The 19,898-nt window shown below is 42.6% G+C and carries 16 protein-coding genes; 6 read left to right on the top strand and 10 right to left on the bottom strand.

Annotation, left to right across the window (positions count from 1 at the left end; genetic code table 11):
• Positions 1–107: 107 nt before the first annotated feature.
• On the top strand, positions 108–1,115 hold the full coding sequence (locus FEK29_RS03305) for an NAD-dependent epimerase/dehydratase family protein (RefSeq protein WP_138256960.1): 1,008 nt from the start codon (positions 108–110) through the stop codon (positions 1,113–1,115).
• Here FEK29_RS03305 and FEK29_RS03300 read toward each other — a convergent pair.
• The 3 genes from FEK29_RS03300 to FEK29_RS03290 all read right to left on the bottom strand — a co-directional run bounded on the left by FEK29_RS03300 (position 1,096) and on the right by FEK29_RS03290 (position 3,719).
• Entirely contained in the window at positions 1,096–1,539 is a 444-nt protein-coding gene (locus tag FEK29_RS03300; protein ID WP_138256959.1) for a DUF4296 domain-containing protein, read from the bottom strand. The two genes, FEK29_RS03305 and FEK29_RS03300, sit on opposite strands and share 20 nt — an antisense overlap.
• A gap of 115 nt (positions 1,540–1,654) precedes the next feature.
• Positions 1,655–2,989: a dihydroorotase gene (locus FEK29_RS03295; protein WP_138256958.1), complete on the bottom strand. Its 1,335-nt coding sequence runs from the start codon at positions 2,987–2,989 to the stop codon at positions 1,655–1,657.
• Between the two features lies 1 nt (position 2,990).
• A complete protein-coding gene (locus FEK29_RS03290) occupies positions 2,991–3,719 on the bottom strand; it encodes a polyprenol monophosphomannose synthase (protein ID WP_138256957.1) in 729 nt (242 codons plus the stop codon).
• 359 nt (positions 3,720–4,078) lie between these two features.
• Between FEK29_RS03290 and FEK29_RS03285 the strand changes: the two genes are divergently transcribed.
• The 3 genes from FEK29_RS03285 to FEK29_RS03275 are packed head-to-tail and all read left to right on the top strand — an operon-like array spanning position 4,079 to position 7,154.
• Positions 4,079–5,749: an ArnT family glycosyltransferase gene (locus FEK29_RS03285; protein ID WP_138256956.1), complete on the top strand. Its 1,671-nt coding sequence runs from the start codon at positions 4,079–4,081 to the stop codon at positions 5,747–5,749.
• Entirely contained in the window at positions 5,749–6,402 is a 654-nt protein-coding gene (locus tag FEK29_RS03280) for a DUF4271 domain-containing protein (protein WP_138256955.1), read from the top strand. The genes FEK29_RS03285 and FEK29_RS03280 overlap by 1 nt, the downstream gene beginning before the upstream one ends.
• An 8-nt stretch (positions 6,403–6,410) precedes the next feature.
• Positions 6,411–7,154, top strand: coding sequence for a uroporphyrinogen-III synthase (locus FEK29_RS03275; RefSeq protein WP_138256954.1), 744 nt, complete (start codon positions 6,411–6,413; stop codon positions 7,152–7,154).
• A 71-nt stretch (positions 7,155–7,225) separates the two neighbouring features.
• Here FEK29_RS03275 and pckA read toward each other — a convergent pair whose 3' ends face one another.
• From pckA to FEK29_RS03255, 4 genes are all read right to left on the bottom strand, one after another.
• Complete coding sequence (gene pckA / locus FEK29_RS03270; RefSeq protein WP_138256953.1) at positions 7,226–8,842, bottom strand: phosphoenolpyruvate carboxykinase (ATP); 1,617 nt, start codon at positions 8,840–8,842, stop codon at positions 7,226–7,228.
• 260 nt (positions 8,843–9,102) lie between these two features.
• Positions 9,103–10,233, bottom strand: a complete 1,131-nt coding sequence (locus FEK29_RS03265; protein WP_138256952.1) for a glycerate kinase — start codon at positions 10,231–10,233, stop codon at positions 9,103–9,105.
• A 90-nt stretch (positions 10,234–10,323) separates the two neighbouring features.
• Positions 10,324–11,793: an SLC13 family permease gene (locus FEK29_RS03260; protein WP_138256951.1), complete on the bottom strand. Its 1,470-nt coding sequence runs from the start codon at positions 11,791–11,793 to the stop codon at positions 10,324–10,326.
• A gap of 10 nt (positions 11,794–11,803) precedes the next feature.
• Positions 11,804–12,193, bottom strand: a complete 390-nt coding sequence (locus tag FEK29_RS03255) for a DUF423 domain-containing protein (protein WP_138256950.1) — start codon at positions 12,191–12,193, stop codon at positions 11,804–11,806.
• A gap of 161 nt (positions 12,194–12,354) precedes the next feature.
• On the opposite strand from FEK29_RS03255, the gene FEK29_RS03250 reads away from it, so the two are divergent.
• Together FEK29_RS03250 and FEK29_RS03245 are read left to right on the top strand one after the other, a co-directional pair.
• A complete protein-coding gene (locus FEK29_RS03250) occupies positions 12,355–13,728 on the top strand; it encodes a saccharopine dehydrogenase family protein (protein ID WP_138256949.1) in 1,374 nt (457 codons plus the stop codon).
• A 54-nt stretch (positions 13,729–13,782) separates the two neighbouring features.
• Positions 13,783–14,253, top strand: a complete 471-nt coding sequence (locus tag FEK29_RS03245) for an Lrp/AsnC ligand binding domain-containing protein (RefSeq protein ID WP_138256948.1) — start codon at positions 13,783–13,785, stop codon at positions 14,251–14,253.
• Between the two features lie 142 nt (positions 14,254–14,395).
• Here the strand turns inward: FEK29_RS03245 and FEK29_RS03240 are convergent, their stop codons facing one another.
• The 3 genes from FEK29_RS03240 to FEK29_RS03230 form a co-directional block, all read right to left on the bottom strand.
• On the bottom strand, positions 14,396–15,091 hold the full coding sequence (locus FEK29_RS03240) for a zinc metallopeptidase (RefSeq protein ID WP_138256947.1): 696 nt from the start codon (positions 15,089–15,091) through the stop codon (positions 14,396–14,398).
• Between the two features lie 144 nt (positions 15,092–15,235).
• Positions 15,236–16,336: an alanine dehydrogenase gene (gene ald / locus FEK29_RS03235; protein WP_138256946.1), complete on the bottom strand. Its 1,101-nt coding sequence runs from the start codon at positions 16,334–16,336 to the stop codon at positions 15,236–15,238.
• A 254-nt stretch (positions 16,337–16,590) separates the two neighbouring features.
• Complete coding sequence (locus tag FEK29_RS03230) at positions 16,591–19,713, bottom strand: leucine--tRNA ligase (protein WP_138256945.1); 3,123 nt, start codon at positions 19,711–19,713, stop codon at positions 16,591–16,593.
• Positions 19,714–19,898: the final 185 nt, after the last annotated feature.

Raw genomic sequence — 19,898 nt, 5'->3', positions numbered from 1 at the left:
CTACATTTGAAACGTCATAGAGGGATTTGGCAGTACAATCCAAGATGCTTAAGCAAAAGTAATTGTTTAAATATCAACTGATTGACATTGCTATAAACACATGGAATATGGTTTTAGTTACCGGAGGTACAGGCTTGGTGGGATCCCACTTACTTTTAAGATTGGTGCTGTCTAAGGTAAAAGTCCGCGCTATTTACAGGTCCAAAGAAAAACTGGGGGACGTTAAAAAAGTCTTCTCCTATTATGAAGAAACTCCAGAAACCATTTTTAATCAGATAGAATGGGTACAGGGAGATATTCTCGATGTACCCTCCTTGGAATCGGCCTTTTTGGACATTGAACAGGTATACCACGCTGCAGCACTTATTTCATTTGACCCAAATGATTATAAAAGATTACGCAAAGTGAATGTAGAGGGAACGGCGAACATTGTCAACCTGTGCGTTCACCATAAAATAAAAAAACTCTGTCATGTAAGTACCATTGGAACCATTGGTAGAAGCATTGCGGGCAAGGAAGCTACTGAGAGCAATGATTGGAACGAATTGCACACGAACGTCTACGCCCTTACCAAATATTCGGCTGAAATGGAGGTGTGGCGGGGTTCCCAAGAAAACCTGGACGTGGTAATCGTAAATCCTGGGGTGATCATAGGTTCGGGATTTTGGAATAGCGGCAGTGGAAAGTTGTTTACCACGGTAAAAAAGGCCTATTCCTATTACCCACCGGGAGGAACGGGATTTGTATCGGTATCCGATGTTGTTTCCGTTATGACGCGTCTCATGGAGAGCACTATTAAAAATGAACGATTTATCCTTGTAGCGGAAAATCGTACCTACAAAGAAATAATGACCTCCATAGCCACTGCCCTAGGTAAAAAACCACCCGGGAAAGAACTCAAAAAATGGCAGTTGGAGATTGGCAGGTATTTTGACTTCCTCAAAACCCTGTTCACTGGAAAACCAAGGACCATTACCAAAAATGCAATCTATTCCCTCTTACATCCTGAAAGTTATTCGAGCGAGAAAGTAAGGACGGTGCTTCACTACGAATTTGAACCGCTAGAAGAATCCATCGTATTTGCTTCCAAAAAGTTTATGGAAGACTGTCCTTGACAGCAGCGGGTTTTGTTTTCAAACTGTCCAGAACCCCTTCCTTACTTCGCTTGTTTTCAAGAAGTTTCAGACTATCGGTTATTTTCTTTTCCTGTTCGAGGGCGATTCTTTTGGCTTCCAACGAAGCTTCCACTTCGGTGTAGATGGCCTCATACTCTGTTGGCAGGGAGGCATAGTATCGGTCACTTATCACAAATTGTGCGCTATCTATCCCAAACTTTTCAAAAACATAGGTGGTAGGCTCCACACCGTTATCCTTTAAAATACCCAAATTCACGCCCTTGGCGGCATTTATCAATGCCATCTCCTGTAAAATCATGACCATCTTATCCTTTGGAATAAGGTTTTCTGGTTTTTCTATAAGTTTTTCACCGCAAGCAGCTAAAACCAACCATATGAATAGGACCTTCTTAAAACTTTTCATCTGTTTATATTTAATATTATTAAAAGGTCAGATGCAATTAGCCAATAACCATCAAGGTGGATATCAAGACTTGTTATGGCTCATTTCATGGGTTTATAAATTATTAATGCTCGTTTTATCTATTGAAGGTGAGTCTTTTAGCATTTCTTTTATCCGATAGTTTTCCGTTTTCATACGCCAAATGTCCGTTTACAAAAGTATGTGTGACACGGGCCTTGAACGAATTTCCTTCAAACGGTGACCAGCCACACTTGTACACGATATTCTCCTTGGAGACCTGCCATGGGTCGTTTAGGGAAACCACGGCCAAATCGGCAAAATATCCTTCCTTGATATAGCCCCTTTTGTCTAAATCGAACAATTTGGCCGGATTGTGGCACATTTTTTCTACGATTTTTTCCAAACTGATAACACCTTCCAAATATTTTTCCAACATAGCGGGTAACGCATGTTGTACCAAAGGACCACCACTGGGAGCACTCGTGTAAGGGTTTTCCTTTTCCGATAGTAAATGCGGAGCATGATCCGTTGCTATCACATCGATCCTGTCATCCAGCAAAGCTTTCCAAAGGATATCCCGATCCTGGGCGGTCTTCACCGCAGGATTCCATTTTATCAACGTTCCCTTGTCCAAATAATCCGCGTCTGAAAACCAAAGGTGATGGATGCAGACCTCGGCCGTAATTTTCTTTTCCTCCAATGGAATATCGTTTTTGAACAAATCCATTTCCTTCCCCGTTGAAAGATGGAAAACGTGCAGTCTTGCACCTGTTTTTTTGGCCAAGGAAATCGCTTTGGAAGAAGAAATATAACAGGCTTCCTCACTTCTGATCAGCGGATGGTATTGGATTGGGATATCCTCGCCATATTTTTCCTTATATGCTTCCAAATTCTGCCGGATGGTCGTTTCATCCTCGCAATGCACGGAAATGACCATTTCCGTATTGCTGAAAATACTTTCTATGACCAATTCATCATCCACTAACATATTCCCTGTAGAGGAACCCAAAAACAACTTGATTCCAGAACAGGCATTTTTGTCCAAACGTTTTAACTCCTCCAGATTATCGTTGGTTCCCCCAAACAAAAAAGAATAATTGGCATAAGAAGTCTCCTTTGCCATAGCATGTTTTTCCTCCAGTTTGGTAATCGTTGTGGTCTGTGGGTTGGTATTGGGCTGCTCCATAAAGGTGGTGATTCCCCCGGCCACGGCCGCCCTACTCTCAGATGCAATAGTGCCCTTGTGCGTAAGGCCCGGTTCCCTAAAATGTACTTGGTCGTCTATGATTCCCGGTAGTATGTATTTCCCCTCCAAATCGATGACCGTCGCATCCGCATCGGATATATCCTTGGAAATTCGGGAAATATAATCCCCTTCCAAAAGAAGGTCTAGTTCCTCAATGACACCTTCATTTACGACATTCGCGTTCTTTAACAATGTCTTACCCATTTTAAAATCTATTTTTTTGGAAAAGGCTTCGGAGTTTCATCACAAATACACCCCAGATAGCTTCGCTAATTATGGATGAACTCATTTTGGATTTCCCTTTTACCCTATCCTTAAAGATAATGGAAACCTCGTCTATTTTATAATTCTTCAGGTAGGCCCTGAACTTCATTTCTATCTGAAATGCATAACCCACAAAACGAACGGAATCCAAATCGATATTCTCCAAAACATACCTTTTATAGCAAACAAACCCCGCCGTTGGATCATGCACCCGCATACCCGTAATCATTTTTACATAAAAGGACGCCCCGTAGGACAACAAAATCCTATACAACGGCCAGTTGACCACGTTCACTCCTTTTTTATATCTGGACCCGACCGATACGTCCGCTCCCTTTTCACATGCCTTGAGCAATCGCAATAGGTCTGTAGGATTATGTGAGAAATCGGCATCCATTTCAAATATATAATCATATTTTTTGCCGATGGCCCATTTAAATCCATGGATATAGGCAGTTCCCAACCCCGATTTCTCCTGCCTAACTTCCAAAAACAGCTTATCCTTAAACTGTTTCTGTAATTCCCGTACACGTTGCGCAGTACCATCGGGCGAGTTGTCATCTACAATAAGAACATGGAAGTCTTTTGGCAATTCAAAAACAGCATTGATTATCGCGTCAATATTCTCAATTTCATTGTAAGTAGGAATGATTACAACACTGTTGGACATCGGCATACTATATGGGCACAAAAGTAGTGTTTTAATCCAAAAGATTTCGTGGAAGCTTGGCTAGGGGATTTTATTCTGAATGTCATTTCCGCAAGTGCAGAAACCAAAACTATAGTTTAAGTACCTAGCGGAATCGTTTTAAATCAAAGAGTTATGTACATGGCGAAAGTTATGTGTTTCAACAAAAATAAGTGATTATCAAGACCTGAAAGGTTTTGAAAACCTGTCAGGTCTAATTCCTAAAAAATCTGTCTTTCTACATCTTACATCTTTGGAACAATTATTTGTCCTGTACTAAAATCAAAGAGTCAAAACGAAAACCATCGGAATTTGTAATTTTACGGTCTTAAAGTCCGCCCATGTTCGAAAAAATTCCAAGGCAATTCTATTATTTTCTTACGGCATTTTTTGTTCTCAACCTTATACAATCCGTATTTACGGAGTTAATCTTCGATGAGGCCTATTATTGGTACTTTAGCCAGCATATGGCCTGGGGCTATTTTGACCATCCACCTATGGTGGCCCTGCTTGTAAAAATCAGCAGTCTGTTTTTTAACGGGGAACTTGGGGTTCGCTTTATGAGCTGTATTATTTCCTCCCTAAACCTGTTGGTCCTCTGGTTATTAATCGATAGAAAGGAAAAGAATCGCTACATACCCCATTTCTTTGTTTTGGTCTTTTCTATGACCCTATTGAATGCCTATGGATTTTTTACCCTTCCGGATACTCCATTGCTGTTTTTTACCTCCTGTTTTCTACTTACGTATAAGCATTTCCTAAAAGACCCGAAATACTCTACTGCTATCCTATTGGGTATATTTATGGCGGCCTTGATGTACAGTAAATACCACGCCGTCCTGGTCATCGTTTTTGTGTTGCTATCCAACCTAAACCTTGTTAAGAGCAAGTATGCCTGGCTTAGCGTTTTGGTTGCCTTACTCTGTTATGCCCCACATTTTTACTGGCTGTATGAAAATGATTTTGTCAGTATCAAATACCATCTTTATGAACGACCCAACGATGCCTATCAGTTCGAGAAATATACGCTGGGCTTCTTTGTAAACCTGATTGCACTGTTTGGGCTTACTTTCCCGCTTATTTATTATGCCTTATTAAAAACCAAGGGCAAGGACTTGTTCAATAGGGCGCTCTTGTTCTTGACATATGGCGTAATCCTGTTTTTCTTTATTTCCAGCTTCAACAGAAGGGTACAGACCCAATGGATCATTATTATCTGCATTCCCCTGGTGGTCATCGTATATAATTTCATGTTGGAACATAAACAGGTCCTCAAATGGATGGTTCGCTTGGGCATCATCAACGCTTTCCTGATTCTTTATTTACGAGCCGGACTCATTTACCAACCTTTACTTTTTGATTTCCATTACGAAAGTCATGGCAACAAGACCTGGGTCGATGGAATTCGCGAGGAGGTTGGGGAAATTCCCGTGGTTTTTGAGAATTCTTATCGTAACGCACCCATGTACGAATTTTATTCGGGAGGAATACCTACCTTCTCCCTGAACAATGTGATGTACCGGAAAAACCAATATTCCATTGATACCTCGGAAGAACGGGTACGGGGGAAAAAAGTGGCTTATCTTTCCAAATATATCAATGACAACACCTTTTCCTACACCAAGCCTGATGGCTGGGTTTATAAAGGCAAGTATATTTCGGATTTCGACTCCTACAGAAAACTTGAATGCACACTGAAGGAGGAAACTGTTTCCTTGGATGGTTCCGATTATCATCTACAGGTATTCAATCCCTACAATTTTGACATTGAACTGTCCAAACTTAAATTTTCTGTAGCCTATTTGAGTCCCTATAAAAATACCTTGGGCCTAAAACGGATTGCCCCGAAGCCCGTGGAGGAAAACCTGCCCTTCCTAACCAAAAAGGACACAACCCATTTTTTAGTGGAAATACCTCAGTACGATACCGAAAAAGTAGGTTATATTAGAATCGTGATTTCGGAAAACGGATTGTATCCGGGCTTGAATTCAAAACCAATTCCCGTAAATTAATGGAGCCAATTAACAGGTTTACCGAAAACTTAGACTGGATTACCCTCATTTTGTTTGGCAGTCTCCTGTTGGTCGCTATTGCCAAAAAAATATTCTATGCCAGATTTTTGAATTTTATCATTCTTCCCTTCAACAACAAGTACATCATCATGTACAACAAAAAGGAGAAGCTTTTCAATTGGTTCCATATACTACTCACCGTTTTCCAGATCATCAATATCTCGCTGTTCGCCTTTCTAGCATGGAAAAGTTATGCAAGTCCGGAAATATCCGTGTCCAATGTCACTTTTTTGGCGATCATTGGATTCCTTTTTCTTTTTGTGCTTATAAAGATGTTCCTACAACTGGGGAACGGTTTCATTTTTGGATCCTACGCTACCATTAATGAACTACTGTTCAAAAAAACGTCCTATTTGAATTACAGCAGTATTGTTCTTTTTCTGGCCAATATTTTTTTGACTTTTGTATTTATTAACTCGATTACCGTTGTTTTGGCAGCGTTTGGGCTCTTTCTGCTAATTAATATTATAGGCTGGGTTTCAGTGATTAGGATTCATCAAAAATACATTAGTTCCTACTTTTTCTATTTTATTTTGTACCTTTGCGCACTCGAAATTGCACCCCTAATCATATTGGGAAGCTTTCTAAAATAGTGTAACCTATGAAAGTAAAAACAATTTTGGTCTCTCAGCCCGAGCCAAAAATGGAAAATTCTCCCTATTCCAGGCTCATCGACAAGGAAAAAGTAAAGGTCGATTTTAGACCCTTTATTCATGTGGAAGGAGTAGATGCCAAAGGTGTCCGTCAACAGAAAATCGACCTAAAGGATTTCACCGCCATTATTCTTACAAGCAGGAATGCGGTAGACCATTTCTTTCGAATTGCGGAGGAGATGCGTTTCAAGGTGCCGGATACGATGAAATACTTTTGTCAGTCCGAGGCTGTGGCATACTATCTTCAGAAGTACGTGGTATATAGAAAAAGAAAGATTTATGTGGGCAAACGCTTGTTTTCCGATTTGTCCCCGATGATCAAAAAATACAAGGATGAAAAGTTCCTGTTACCATCCTCTGATGTTCTTAAACCCGAGGTTCCCGAGACCTTAAACGCGCTCGATATAAGCTGGAAACGGGGTATTTTCTACAAAACGGTCATAAGTGATCTATCCGATTTAAGGGATGTATATTATGATATTTTGGTATTCTTTAGTCCATCCGGTATTGAATCCCTGTTACATAACTTTCCGGATTTTAAGCAGAACGATACTAGAATAGCGGTTTTTGGTAATTCTACCGTAGAAGCTGCTACTGGTGCCGGACTTAGAATTGACATAAAGGCACCCACTCCAGAGACACCGTCCATGACCATGGCACTTCAAAAATATATTACGAACGCAAACAAATAAGAGTTGCTTCTGAATCTATAACAAAAAGGCCCTGCAAAATGCAGGGCCTTTTTTCATGTTTAATGGTGCTTCTAAAAAGCGTACCGTTGCGGTCCACCACGTCTAATTTCCTCATTGGCATATTTTTCAAACTTTTTAAAGTTTTCCCTAAAGGCATTGGAAAGCTTAAAGGCCGTGGTGTAATATTTTTCGTCATTGTTCCAAGTCGCCCTTGGACTCAACACACTGGTAGGCACTCCGGGGCATTCCCTAGGTTGTGCCACCCCAAAAACGGAATGAATGTGGTAGGTATCATAGGAGTACAACCCTAGATCGCCATTGAGTGCCGCACTGATCATGGCACGGGTGTACTTTAACTTCATACGGGTACCAACACCATAAGGGCCGCCGGTCCACCCCGTATTCACCAACCATACGGCCACCCCTGTCTCCTTCATTTTCTTGCTCAACATCTCCGCATATTTTGTGGGATGCAAGGGCATAAAAGGTGCTCCAAAACAGGCCGAAAAGGATGGTTGTGGCTCAACGACCCCGGCTTCCGTGCCGGCAACCTTGGCCGTATATCCAGAAATAAAATGATATGCGGCTTGAGCAGGGGTCAGTTTGGATATTGGAGGCAACACCCCAAAGGCATCGGCCGTTAAAAAGAAAATGTTCTTTACATTTTTCCCAATGGAAGGCTGCTGAATGTTATCTATATGGTAAATAGGATAACTTACCCGGGTATTTTGTGTTATGGAGGTATCCGCATAATCCACATTGCCGTCCTTGTCCAAAATCACATTTTCAAGAATAGCTCCAGGTTTTATGGCTTTGTAGATTTCGGGTTCCTGTTCTTGGGAAAGGTTGATGACCTTGGCATAACACCCTCCCTCAAAATTGAACACTGTATTTCTGCTGGTCCAGCCGTGCTCATCATCGCCGATCAATTTCCTATTGGGGTCTGTGGACAAGGTTGTCTTCCCGGTCCCTGACAACCCGAAGAATATCGCGGTATCCCCGTCTTCCCCCACATTGGAAGAACAATGCATGGGCAAGGTTTCCTTAAATACAGGCAATATAAAATTGAGCGCCGAAAAAATTCCTTTTTTTATCTCGCCGGTATAGCCTGTGCCACCAATTAGGGCGATTTTTTCAGTAAAGTTCAGTATGGCGAAATTGTGTTGCCTTGTTCCATCTTCTTCGGCATTGGCCATGAAGCCAGGTGCGTTTATAACCGTCCATTCCGGACTGAAATTCTCCAATTCCTCGTCGGTTGGCCGTAAAAACATATTATAGGCGAACATGTTGGACCAAGGGTATTCGTTTATGACCCTGATATTGAGTTTATACTCCGGGTCCGCACAGGCATAGCAGTCCCTCACGAAAAGTTCCTTTGTGTTCAAATAAGCAATAACCTTGTCATACAACGCCGTAAACTTTTCCGGTTCAAAGGGAATGTTTACCGAACCCCACCAGATTCTATCCTTGGTAATAGCATCTTTTACGATAAAACGGTCTTGTGGAGACCTACCCGTAAATTCCCCCGTATTGACGGCAAGGGTACCATTTTTGGTCTCCGCTCCCATGCCAAGGTCGATAGTAGCCTTCTGTAGTGCTTGAGGCGATTCCTGATAATGAAAATTATCATGGTCAATTCCATAATTCTTTAAAGATATCATCTTCGATTGGTAGGATGAACTATGCATAACTCGAAATTTTATTTCTCCAAAGCTATTAAATTTAACCTTGAAGCCCTTGGAAATCAAGAGGTATTCATGTATTTATCGGCAAGAAATATGAAATCTACGATGAATGATTGAATTTTCAACAAATAAACATCGGTTTAAACACTATTTAGTAAACAAATTGCAAATTACTAGGTACTAAAATATTAAATCGATAAAATAATATGGATTTACTGCCGATTACATAATTAAAAACGAGCGGCTTTCCAAAATGTATGAACCTAGATTAAGGATTTAAAATACTCATATACCCTTCTTTGAAGCAGGTCCTTGGCATTTTGCATATTGTATCCCAACGATTTGTTGGGGTCCCCAATTTCAATAACATCTTGAACGCCACTTGAAGTAAGCCTTTCTAGGGGAACGTCCAATTTGCCACAAACGGCCAGCACTGGAATATTGTAACTGTTGGCAAGTTCCATAACCCCTTGAATCAATTTTCCATGAAGGGTCTGATCGTCGATTTTGCCTTCACCGGTCACGATATAATCGAATTTTTGGGTATCCAACACTTCTTTTATACCGGATAGTTCCAAAATAAAAGTGATTCCACTGAGAAAATCGGCCTTAAAAAAGGCCTTGAGACCAAATCCGGTTCCCCCGGCAGCTCCTGAACCTGGTACTTCGGAAAAATCGGAACCAAATTGTCTTTCATATACTTCCGATAAATTTCGCAATCCTTTGTCCAACTCCGATATCATGGCAGCATTGGCACCTTTTTGGGCGGCGTATACAAATGCGGCCCCATCTTTTCCGAATAGCGGGTTTTTGACATCGTTGATGGCAAAGAATTGTATCCCTTTTATTTCCATATAATTATAGGATTGGGTAATCTTTTGAACCTCACTTAAATTCTTTCCAATGGGTTCCAGCGGATTGCCATTAGAATCCAAAAATTCAAATCCTAAGGCATTTGCAATGCCAATTCCCCCATCGTTGGTTGCACTGCCCCCCAAACCGACATATATTTTTTTGGCACCTTTTTTTATGGTGTCCGCAATTTGTTGGCCGCTGCCAAAGGTCGAGGTCAAGGAGGCGTTTCGCTCCGAAGGTTCCAGAAGTTCCATACCAGAGCTATTGGCCAGTTCTATGTAGGCCGATTTTGATTTCGCATCCAACAGATAGTACGAGGAAATTTCCCTACCCAAGGGATCCAAAGTTTTCATTGCTACCCTTTTGCAGTCCTTGTACATTGAAATGGCGTCCAAGAAACCATCGCCCCCATCCGATGCCTTTACAAAGTGAAAGGACGCATCGCTTAGGACTTGCTCCACTCCCGTTCTGAACGATCGGTATACCTCTTCGCTCGTCATGGAACCTTTAAATTTATCGGGGATGATCAGGAATCGCATACGTTTAAATACATGTTAACTATTTGATAATTAAATATTTATATTCATAGAGGTATTAAACTTGCCATGATAAATCCCTCGATGAGGGTTTCATTTTTTTAGACTTTCCGGAAATCCATTAATGACAATGTCCCACAGTTGGGGCAATAAAAAATAAACGAAAAGGCTCAGCACTATGATGGACATGATGTTCATAAAAAAGCCTTTTCGGACCATATCTGGAATCCGTAGGTAACCGGAACCAAAAACCACCGCATTGGGCGGGGTGGCAATGGGCAACATAAAGGCACAGGAGGCTGCCACGGCGGCACCCACCATTAACACGAACGGATGTACATCTATGGAAAGGGCCATGGGCGCCAAAACAGGCAACAGCATGGCCGTTGTGGCCAGATTGGAGGTAATCTCGGTCAGAAAATTTACCGCAGCGATCAATACCAGCACCAAAATGAAAATTGGTAAGCCGGACAAGGAGGTCATCTGCCCACCGATCCAAACGGCCAAACCACTTTCGTCAAAACCCTTGGCCAGTGCCATTCCACCTCCAAAAAGCAGAATGATTCCCCAAGGCATCGTAACGGCCTCGTCCCAATTTAGCAGCTGTTCCCCCTTTTTTTTGGCCGGAATCAGGAAAAGTAAAATGGCAAAAAAGATGGCGATGATGGTATCGTCCAGACCCGGTAACAGTTTCTGCAGCAGAAAGGAGCGTGTAATCCAACAAAAGGCCGTGGCCCCAAAGACGAGGGCTATCAATTTTTCCTCATACGTGATTTTCCCCAGGCCATTCTTAAGTCTTTTTATTTCTGCCCTTCCTCCGGGAAATTCGACTTGTTTGAAAGAAAAAGCAAAGCGCGTCAAATATTTCCAACAGATGAAAATCAGCACTACGGAAATTGGCAGTCCGAACATGAACCACTGCATGAAGGTAATTTCATAACCGTAGGTGTCCAGTACCACCCCTGCCAACACCAGATTGGGCGGGGTACCTATCAAGGTTGCCATACCACCAATGGAAGCACTGTAGGCAATTGCGAGCATCAGGGATTTTCCAAACAACAGGTTCTCGTCCTCCACCGTAGCCGGATTATCCTTTAATTGTTTGATAATGGCGAGCCCAATGGGCAGCATCATGACAGACGTTGCCGTATTGGAAATCCACATGGATAAAAAGGCCGTCGCCACCATAAATCCCAAAATAATTTTACGGATATCCGCACCTATCAAATGAATAATGTTCAGGGCGATGCGTTTGTGCAGGTTCCATTTTTCGATAGCAATGGCGATAACGAAACCGCCCATATAGAGAAACACGTATTTATGCCCAAAAGATCCTGAGGTAGCGGTAAGGTCCAAGCCGCCAGAAAGTGGGAAAAGCACGATGGGCAGAAGTGCGGTAATGGCAATGGGAATGGCTTCCGTAATCCACCAAATGGCAATCCAGGCCGTGGATGCCATAACGGCGTTCGCTTCCTTGGACAATCCCTCAGGATGAAAAAAACTAAGGATCAATATAAACGAAACGGGACCTAATATGAGTCCCAAAAGCTTTGTATTGTTCATAATCTATATGTCATTTTAGGGTCGATGTATAGATTTGAAATCCCAAAAATCCCCAAGCTGCCAACAAAAGTGTTCCGCCAATAGGCGTAATAAATCCAATGGTCGTAAAATCGAAGGCCGTAATACTGTTTATGGCCAACAAATAGATGGAGAAGGAAAAGAACACAACTCCAATAAGGGTCAGCCAATATGTTATTCTTTGAGCCTTTGGGGACAAACCTGGCAACAATCCTAAAATGAACAGAAAAAAGGCATGGTACATTTGGTAGCGGACACCCGTTTCAAAAGTAGTTACGGCATCCGGGGGAACCAATTTCTCCAATCCGTGGGCTCCAAAGGCGCCCAGGCCGACCGCTAAAAAACCAAAAATACATGCAGTAATCAATATTGTTTTCTTCATAACACCAAATCTACTGGAAATACATGATTTACGTTATAGTTTATTTAATTGTTGGACAGTCATTCAAAGTTGATAATATAACTTTATTGATACATATTCTTAAATATGTAACAAATTGATACCTTAGTAGCAACATTCAAACTTAAAAGTACGCAATAAGCATGGTGCGAAAAATTTTGATCATAGGGGCAGGCAAATCCACTTCCTTTTTGTTGGATTATTTATTGGAAAAATCGGATTCAGAAAATCTAAAAGTGACCATTGGCGACCTGGATACGGCTTCCATCCCAGAGCATATTAAATCGCACCCCAATTGCTCGGTTCGCACCTTGGATATCTTCAAGGAAGATGAAAGAACATTGGCCATACAGGAGTCGGATTTGGTCATTTCCATGTTACCGGCGCGCTTTCACATCAAAATTGCGGAGGACTGTCTAACGTACAAAAAGCATCTGGTAACCGCATCCTACATCAGCCCAGAACTTAAAAAACTGAACGAAAAAGTCACCGAAAGCGGTTTGGTCTTTATGAACGAAATAGGCCTTGATCCGGGCATTGACCACATGAGCGCTATGCAGGTCATTGACCGTATACGGGATAAAGGCGGAAAAATCCTATTGTTTGAATCGTTCTGCGGTGGACTTGTCGCGCCCGAATTCGATAACAACCTATGGAACTACAAGTTTACGTGGAACCCCAGAAACGTGGTGCTGGCCGGCCAAGGAGGTACGGCGAAGTTCATACAGGAGGGCACATACAAGTACATTCCCTACCATAAATTATTTAGACGTACAGAATTTTTTGAAGTAGAGGGATATGGCAAGTTTGAGGGCTATGCCAACAGGGACTCCCTAAATTATAGGGAAGCTTACGGTCTACAGAACGCGCTCACCATTTATAGGGGTACGATGCGCCGCGTTGGCTTTTCAAAGGCTTGGAACATTTTTGTGCAACTGGGGGCCACGGACGATACCTATACTATCGAGGATTCGGAAAATATGACCTATCGGGAATTTATCAATCTCTTTCTTCCCTACTCACCTACGGATTCTGTGGAACTGAAACTGAGGCATTATTTAAAAATAGATCAGGACGATAGTACTTGGGAAAAGCTTGTGGAACTGAACCTTTTCGATAAAACGAGGACTATTGGTATCCCTGATGCTACTCCGGCACAGGCTTTACAGAAAATTTTGGAAGACAAATGGACCTTGGGCGAAACCGAAAAGGATATGATCGTTATGTACCATAAGTTTGGATACAAATTGAACGGCGAAAAAAAACAAATCGATTCCAAATTGGTCGTGATTGGTGAAGATCGGGTGCATACCGCCATGGCCAAAACGGTAGGCTTGCCCGTAGCCATCGCCGCCTTAAAAATCCTGAACGGAAAAATCACCACGCCCGGAGTTCAAATGCCCATTTCCAAGGAAGTCTATCAACCCATCCTCAAGGAATTGGAGACCTTGGGTATCAATTTCAAGGAATACGAAGTTCCCTATTTGGGCTATAATCCCGATTCCGTAGCGAGTTAAACTCACATATTCATGGTGTTTACGTATTTTTGATTTCAATTTGAAATTGTAATCATGAAGCCCGATAACAAAAACACTAAGATTGACGGAATAGACAAGAAAATATTGCGCTTTTTAATGGAGGATGCCCGGAAACCGGTATTGGAAATCGCCCGAAGCATTGGTATTTCCGGTGCCGCCATTCATCAACGACTGCGCAAACTGGAAGCATCGGGATTATTGAAAGGCTCCAAGTTTATTATAAACCCAAGGGCCATGGGCTATACTACGATGGCCTATATCGGTATTTATTTGGACAAGGCCATGAGCAATCCCGCTGCGGTGAAACAATTGGAAAAAATCCCCGAAGTTTTGGAATGCCATTATACTACGGGCAACTGGTCCATCCTTATCAAAATTCTTTGCAAGGACAACGAACATTTGATGCATGTCCTCAACAAGGAAATCCAACAAATAGAAGGGGTTTCCAGAACGGAAACCTTCATATCGTTGGCACAGCAAATAGACCGACAGATTACCATATAAAACCCTCATCAAGGGATTGACTATCACAACCGAAACAATTTCATAAAAGGAAATGGTTCATAATCCAATGCCTGCCTAAAATTTGAACAAATAAAAAGCCTTCCCAATCTTGGAAAGGCTTTGAAAATTGTATCGAGAGAAGTTAATCCCTTCCTCCAAAAACCTGAAGTCCCCAGTATACCAAGGTGGCCAAGGAACCAATGGCCGCTACCAAATAGGTCCTAGCGGCCCATTTTAGGGCATCTTCAGAACCTGCATATTCTAACTGAGTCACCATATTCCTATTCTTGAGCCATGCCAAAGCGCGGTTACTGGCATCATATTCTACCGGTAGGGTGATAAAACTGAACAAAGTCGCCATTCCCATCATGATCAATCCGGCCACGGCAACCCAATATCCAAATCCTACTCCTGCAGCGGCACCTAGGGCCAATCCGCCAAAAACGACCCACGTGGACATTCCTGATGTTACACTGACTACTGGCACCAGTTTCGAGCGCATGGTCAACCACTCGTAGGCCTGTGCATGTTGTACAGCGTGGCCTACCTCATGCGCTGCAACCGCGGCTGCTGCGGCATTTCGCTGATTATACACACCTTCACTCAAGTTCACCGTTTTATTTTTTGGATTGTAATGGTCCGATAACATCCCAGGTGTGGAAACCACCTTAACATCGCGAATACCATGATCCGCCAACATTTTTTCGGCTATCTCGGCACCGCTCATGCCATTTTGTAAATGGACTTTAGAGTAATGTTTGAACTTACTTTTTAATCGGCTACTTACAAGCCAACTTACCAAGGCAATAGCACCGATCAATATATAATATCCCATCATAACGTTTCAATTTTTAGTTTCAATAAATATACATAAGATTCCCTTTTTTACGGGAATCGAATACTGAAAAGCAAAAACCCCGCCAAACCCGTAAATTAGTCGGTACGGGCTGTTGGGGTCTTCAAAAACTGACAATTTGTACGATTAGGCAAAGGCCTCCTTCCAACCAAAGGCCTCTATGATTTCTTCATACACCACCTTACCGGCCACAATGTTCAATCCCTTTGCCAAGGAAGCATCTTTTTTACATGCGGCTTCCCAACCCAAGTTTGCGAGTTTGAGCGCATATGGCAAAGTAACATTGGTCAATGCCATGGTAGAGGTATATGGAACTGCACCGGGCATATTCGCGACGGAATAGTGCACCACATCATCTATGATGTATACCGGGTCTTCATGAGTGGTAGGTCTTGTAGTTTCTACACATCCGCCTTGGTCTACGGCCACGTCCACTATTACGGTTCCGGGTCGCATGTCTTTCAACATGTCCCTAGTGATAAGGTTCGGAGCTTTTGCTCCTTTTAATAGCACCCCACCAATAATTAAGTCGTGGGTTTTTATATGCTTTCTGATATTAAACTCGTTTGAAAATTCGGTGACCACATGCGGTGGCATCACATCGTTCACGTAACGCAAACGCTTCATATTGATATCCAAAATGGTGACGTGTGCGCCCAGACCGGCTGCCATTTTAGCAGCTTGTATCCCAACGACACCCGCGCCTAGCACCAATACCCTACCCGGAGCAACCCCGGGAACGCCCCCCAATAGTACACCGCGACCTTTAACAGGTTTCTCCAAATATTTTGCCCCTTGCTGAATGGCCATTCTACCCGCCACTTCAGACATTGGGGTCAACAACGGCAATGTCCCATCTTCGTCCTCCACGGTTTCATAGGCGATGCAGATGGCTTTCTGACGGATCATGGCCTTGGTCAATGCTTCGCTCGATGCAAAATGGAAATAGGTGAACAAAATCTGTCCCTCTTGAATCAGTTCGTACTCTTCTTCTATGGGCTCCTTGACCTTGACGATCATTTCACTCATGGCATATACCTGTCCGATGGTATCCAAAATGACGGCCCCGGCCTGTTGATAATCCTTATTGAAAAAACCGCTTCCTTTCCCTGCACCGGACTGTACATACACGGTATGGTTGTTCTTTACCAATTCAAAAACGCCGGCCGGTGTCATCCCAACCCTGCTTTCGTTGTTCTTAATCTCTTTTGGAATACCCACAATCATACTAGTCTATTTTATAATTATGGGGTAAAGGTGCGATAATTTTAATTTTTACAGAACAATTATTCGATAAAAGGAGGGGTTATTTCGAATTAAATGCCATTTTAAACCATTCACCCCTAAAAATATATAGGGGTATGTTAAAAATAAATATAATAATAAAGAAAACACCCTCCCTCTTTAGTATACCTCTAAAGAAGGTGGGTGCCTTTAAAATTCGATATGCCTTTTAGTGCTAGGAGAAGCGGGAAACCCTTTTAACCAACAATGTTTACAATTTTTCCCGGAACTACGATGACCTTCTTTGGGGTTCTCCCTTGTAATTGTTGTTGGGTTTTTTCATGGGCCATTACGGTAGCTTCAATTTCCTCCTTGGTCATACCCATAGGAAGTTCCAACGTAAACCGCGTCTTCCCGTTAAAGGAAATGGGGTATTCCTTGCTACTTTCCACCAGATACTTTTCCTCGAATTTTGGGAACGGCGCTGTGGAAATGGACTCAATGTGGCCCAATTGCTCCCAAAGTTCCTCCGCGATATGTGGCGCATAGGGCGACACCAAAATGGCCAAAGGTTCCAAGATGGCCCTGGAATTGCATTTTTGCGCGGACAATTCGTTCACACAGATCATAAACGTGGATACCGATGTATTGAAACTGAAGTTCTCGATATCCTCCTCTACTTTTTTGATGGTCTTATGCAAGGTCTTGAAAGCCTCCCCAGACCCCTCCGAGGGAGGGGCGTCCGACACGTAGAATTCTCCGTTAGGACCAGAGTGATATAGCCTCCAAAGCTTTTTCAAGAAGGAATGTACACCTGTAATCCCTGCGGTATTCCAAGGTTTGGACTGCTCCAAGGGGCCCAGGAACATTTCGTACAACCGGAGACTGTCCGCCCCATATTCCGCACAAATGGCATCTGGATTGACGACATTATATTTGGATTTGGACATTTTTTCGATTTCTCGAGAAACAATTATGCCTCCATCAACCTCAGGAATTATGTTATATGCTTTAACAAATTTTAAAGCAATATCTAATTTGTCATATTCAATCTTATTATTAGCTTCATTAATGAATGATATATCCAAAGAAGCTTTTCTTATATTAAAGGGTAAACCACCAACTGGCATTATCATTTTATGCTGTTGACAAATACGTTCAATTTCCTTGATTAAAAAATTGAATTTATCACGCTCCTTTTCATCAAAATTTTTGAAAATCTCTTTCCTGTACTCGATGTTTTTAATATAATAATCTTGAATTTTCTTTGTGTTAGCTTTATAAAAATCTGATAACCCTTTACTTATAACAGTTTGATATTCATAACTCCCACATTGAGCTCCTTCTTTGTCATAAAACTTAAGTTCAATTATATCAACATACGCACTCGTCCCCGTAATCATCCCTTGATTGATCAGTTTTCTGGCAAACTCGTCCTTGGGTACTAAACCTTTATCGAACATAAACTTTTGCCAAAATCGGGAATAGAGCAAATGCCCGGTAGCATGTTCGCTACCGCCAATATATAGATCCACATCCTGCCAATAGTTGATGGCTTCTTGGGAGAAAATTTCTTCGCTGTTATGCGGGTCCATATAGCGGTTAAAGTACTGCGAACTCCCCGCCCAGCCTGGCATGGTGTTCAGTTCTAAAGCCCCTCCCATCCTCCCCAAAGGGGAGGAGTTATCAAATTCCTCTTTAGATACTACTTTTCCATCGTTGCCATACTGCAGCCAATGCCATTTTTTGGCATTTCCCAAGGGTGGTTCACCGGTTTCGGTGGGCAGGTATTTGTCCACCTCGGGCAATTCTAAGGGCAAGAATTTTTCATCCAGCATCTGGGGCATACCATCCGCATCATAATAGACCGGGAAGGGTTCGCCCCAATATCTTTGTCGACTGAAAACCGCATCTCGCAAACGATAATTCACCTTTCCTTTTCCCTGTCCTATTTTTTCAAGTTCAAAAATTGCGCGCTTTACCGCTTTTTTGTACGGCAACCCGTTCAAGAAATCGGAATTGGCGATTACCGTATTATCCTTATCCGCAAAGGCTTCTTCTGAAATATCCACCCCTTCGAATATATTGGGAATAGGAATATCAAAATGTTTCGCAAAATCGTAATCCCGCTGATCACCACAAGGAACGGACATCACCGCACCTGTTCCATAACCGGCCAACACATAATCCCCGATCCAAATGGGTACAGGTTCTTTGGTAAAAGGATGCTCCGCATAGGCACCCGTAAAGGCACCTGTGATGGTCTTAACATCCGCCATACGATCACGTTCGGATCGTTTCGACGTTGCCTCGATGTAGGCCTCAACCTCATCCTTTTGTTCAGGGGTAGTGATTTTGGACACCAGTTCATGCTCCGGTGCCAAAGTCATGAATGATACACCGAAAATGGTATCGGGACGAGTGGTGAAGACCTCAATGTAGAGTGCAGAATTATGAGTGTTGAGTGAGTTGTCTATTTTATCAACTTTTGATTTTGAACTTTGAACTTTGAACTTAACGGAAGCTCCCTCACTTCTTCCAATCCAATTGGTCTGGGAATCCTTTAGAGGCTGCGGCCAATCGATTTTGTCCAGCCCGTCCAGCAAACGTTGGGCATAAGCGGTGATGCGCATGCTCCATTGCGTCATTTTTTTTCGGATGACCGGATGGCCACCACGCTCGGAAACCCCGTTCACAATTTCATCATTGGCCAATACGGTTCCCAAAGCGGGACACCAGTTTACCTCACTTTCCGCAAGGTAGGTCAGCCTATATTTTAACAACATCGCCTGCTTATCCTTGGGGGAAAAGGAATTCCAATCCTCCGCGGAAAATATCGGGGTGTCGTCGTCACAAACGGCATGTACGCTTTTGTTACCTTCGGTTTCAAAAATTTTGGTCAGCGTCTCTATATCCTCGGCCTTATCGGCATCGGTATTGTACCAGGAATTGAACAGTTGAATGAAAATCCACTGGGTCCATTTATAATAGCTGGGGTCCGAAGTACGCACCTCCCGGCTCCAATCGAACGAAAAGCCTAATTGGTCCAACTGCCTCCTGTATGTCTTGATGTTCGCCTCTGTAGTAATGGCAGGATGTTGCCCAGTCTGAATAGCGTATTGCTCTGCCGGCAGACCAAAGGAGTCATATCCCTGCGGATGCAACACGTTGAACCCCTTATGCCTTTTATAACGGGCATAGATATCACTGGCGATATACCCTAACGGATGTCCCACATGTAGTCCTGCTCCTGAGGGATAGGGAAACATATCCAACACATAGAACTTCTCCTTGTCCGATACATTTTCGGCTTTAAAGGTTTGATTATCCTCCCAATATTTTTGCCATTTGGCCTCAATTTCGTTGAAATTGTAATTCATTCTTTCGATACTAATACAGAGGTCCAGCCAGATTATAGCCACATAACTATCACATTCCAGACCTTTATTTTGTTAGGCCACAAAAATAGACCTATTCGACGAAAGTTGAAAAGATATTGACGAATTACCCCTTTAACTTCATTGAACCAAAAAAGCGCTGCTTTCTTTTCCAAAAACGTACCTTT

Source organism: Maribacter aurantiacus (genome assembly GCF_005780245.1).
GTDB lineage: Bacteria > Bacteroidota > Bacteroidia > Flavobacteriales > Flavobacteriaceae > Maribacter > Maribacter flavus.
Note: the sequence above shows the minus strand (reverse complement) of the source record. Positions and strands in the feature narration are given on the sequence as shown.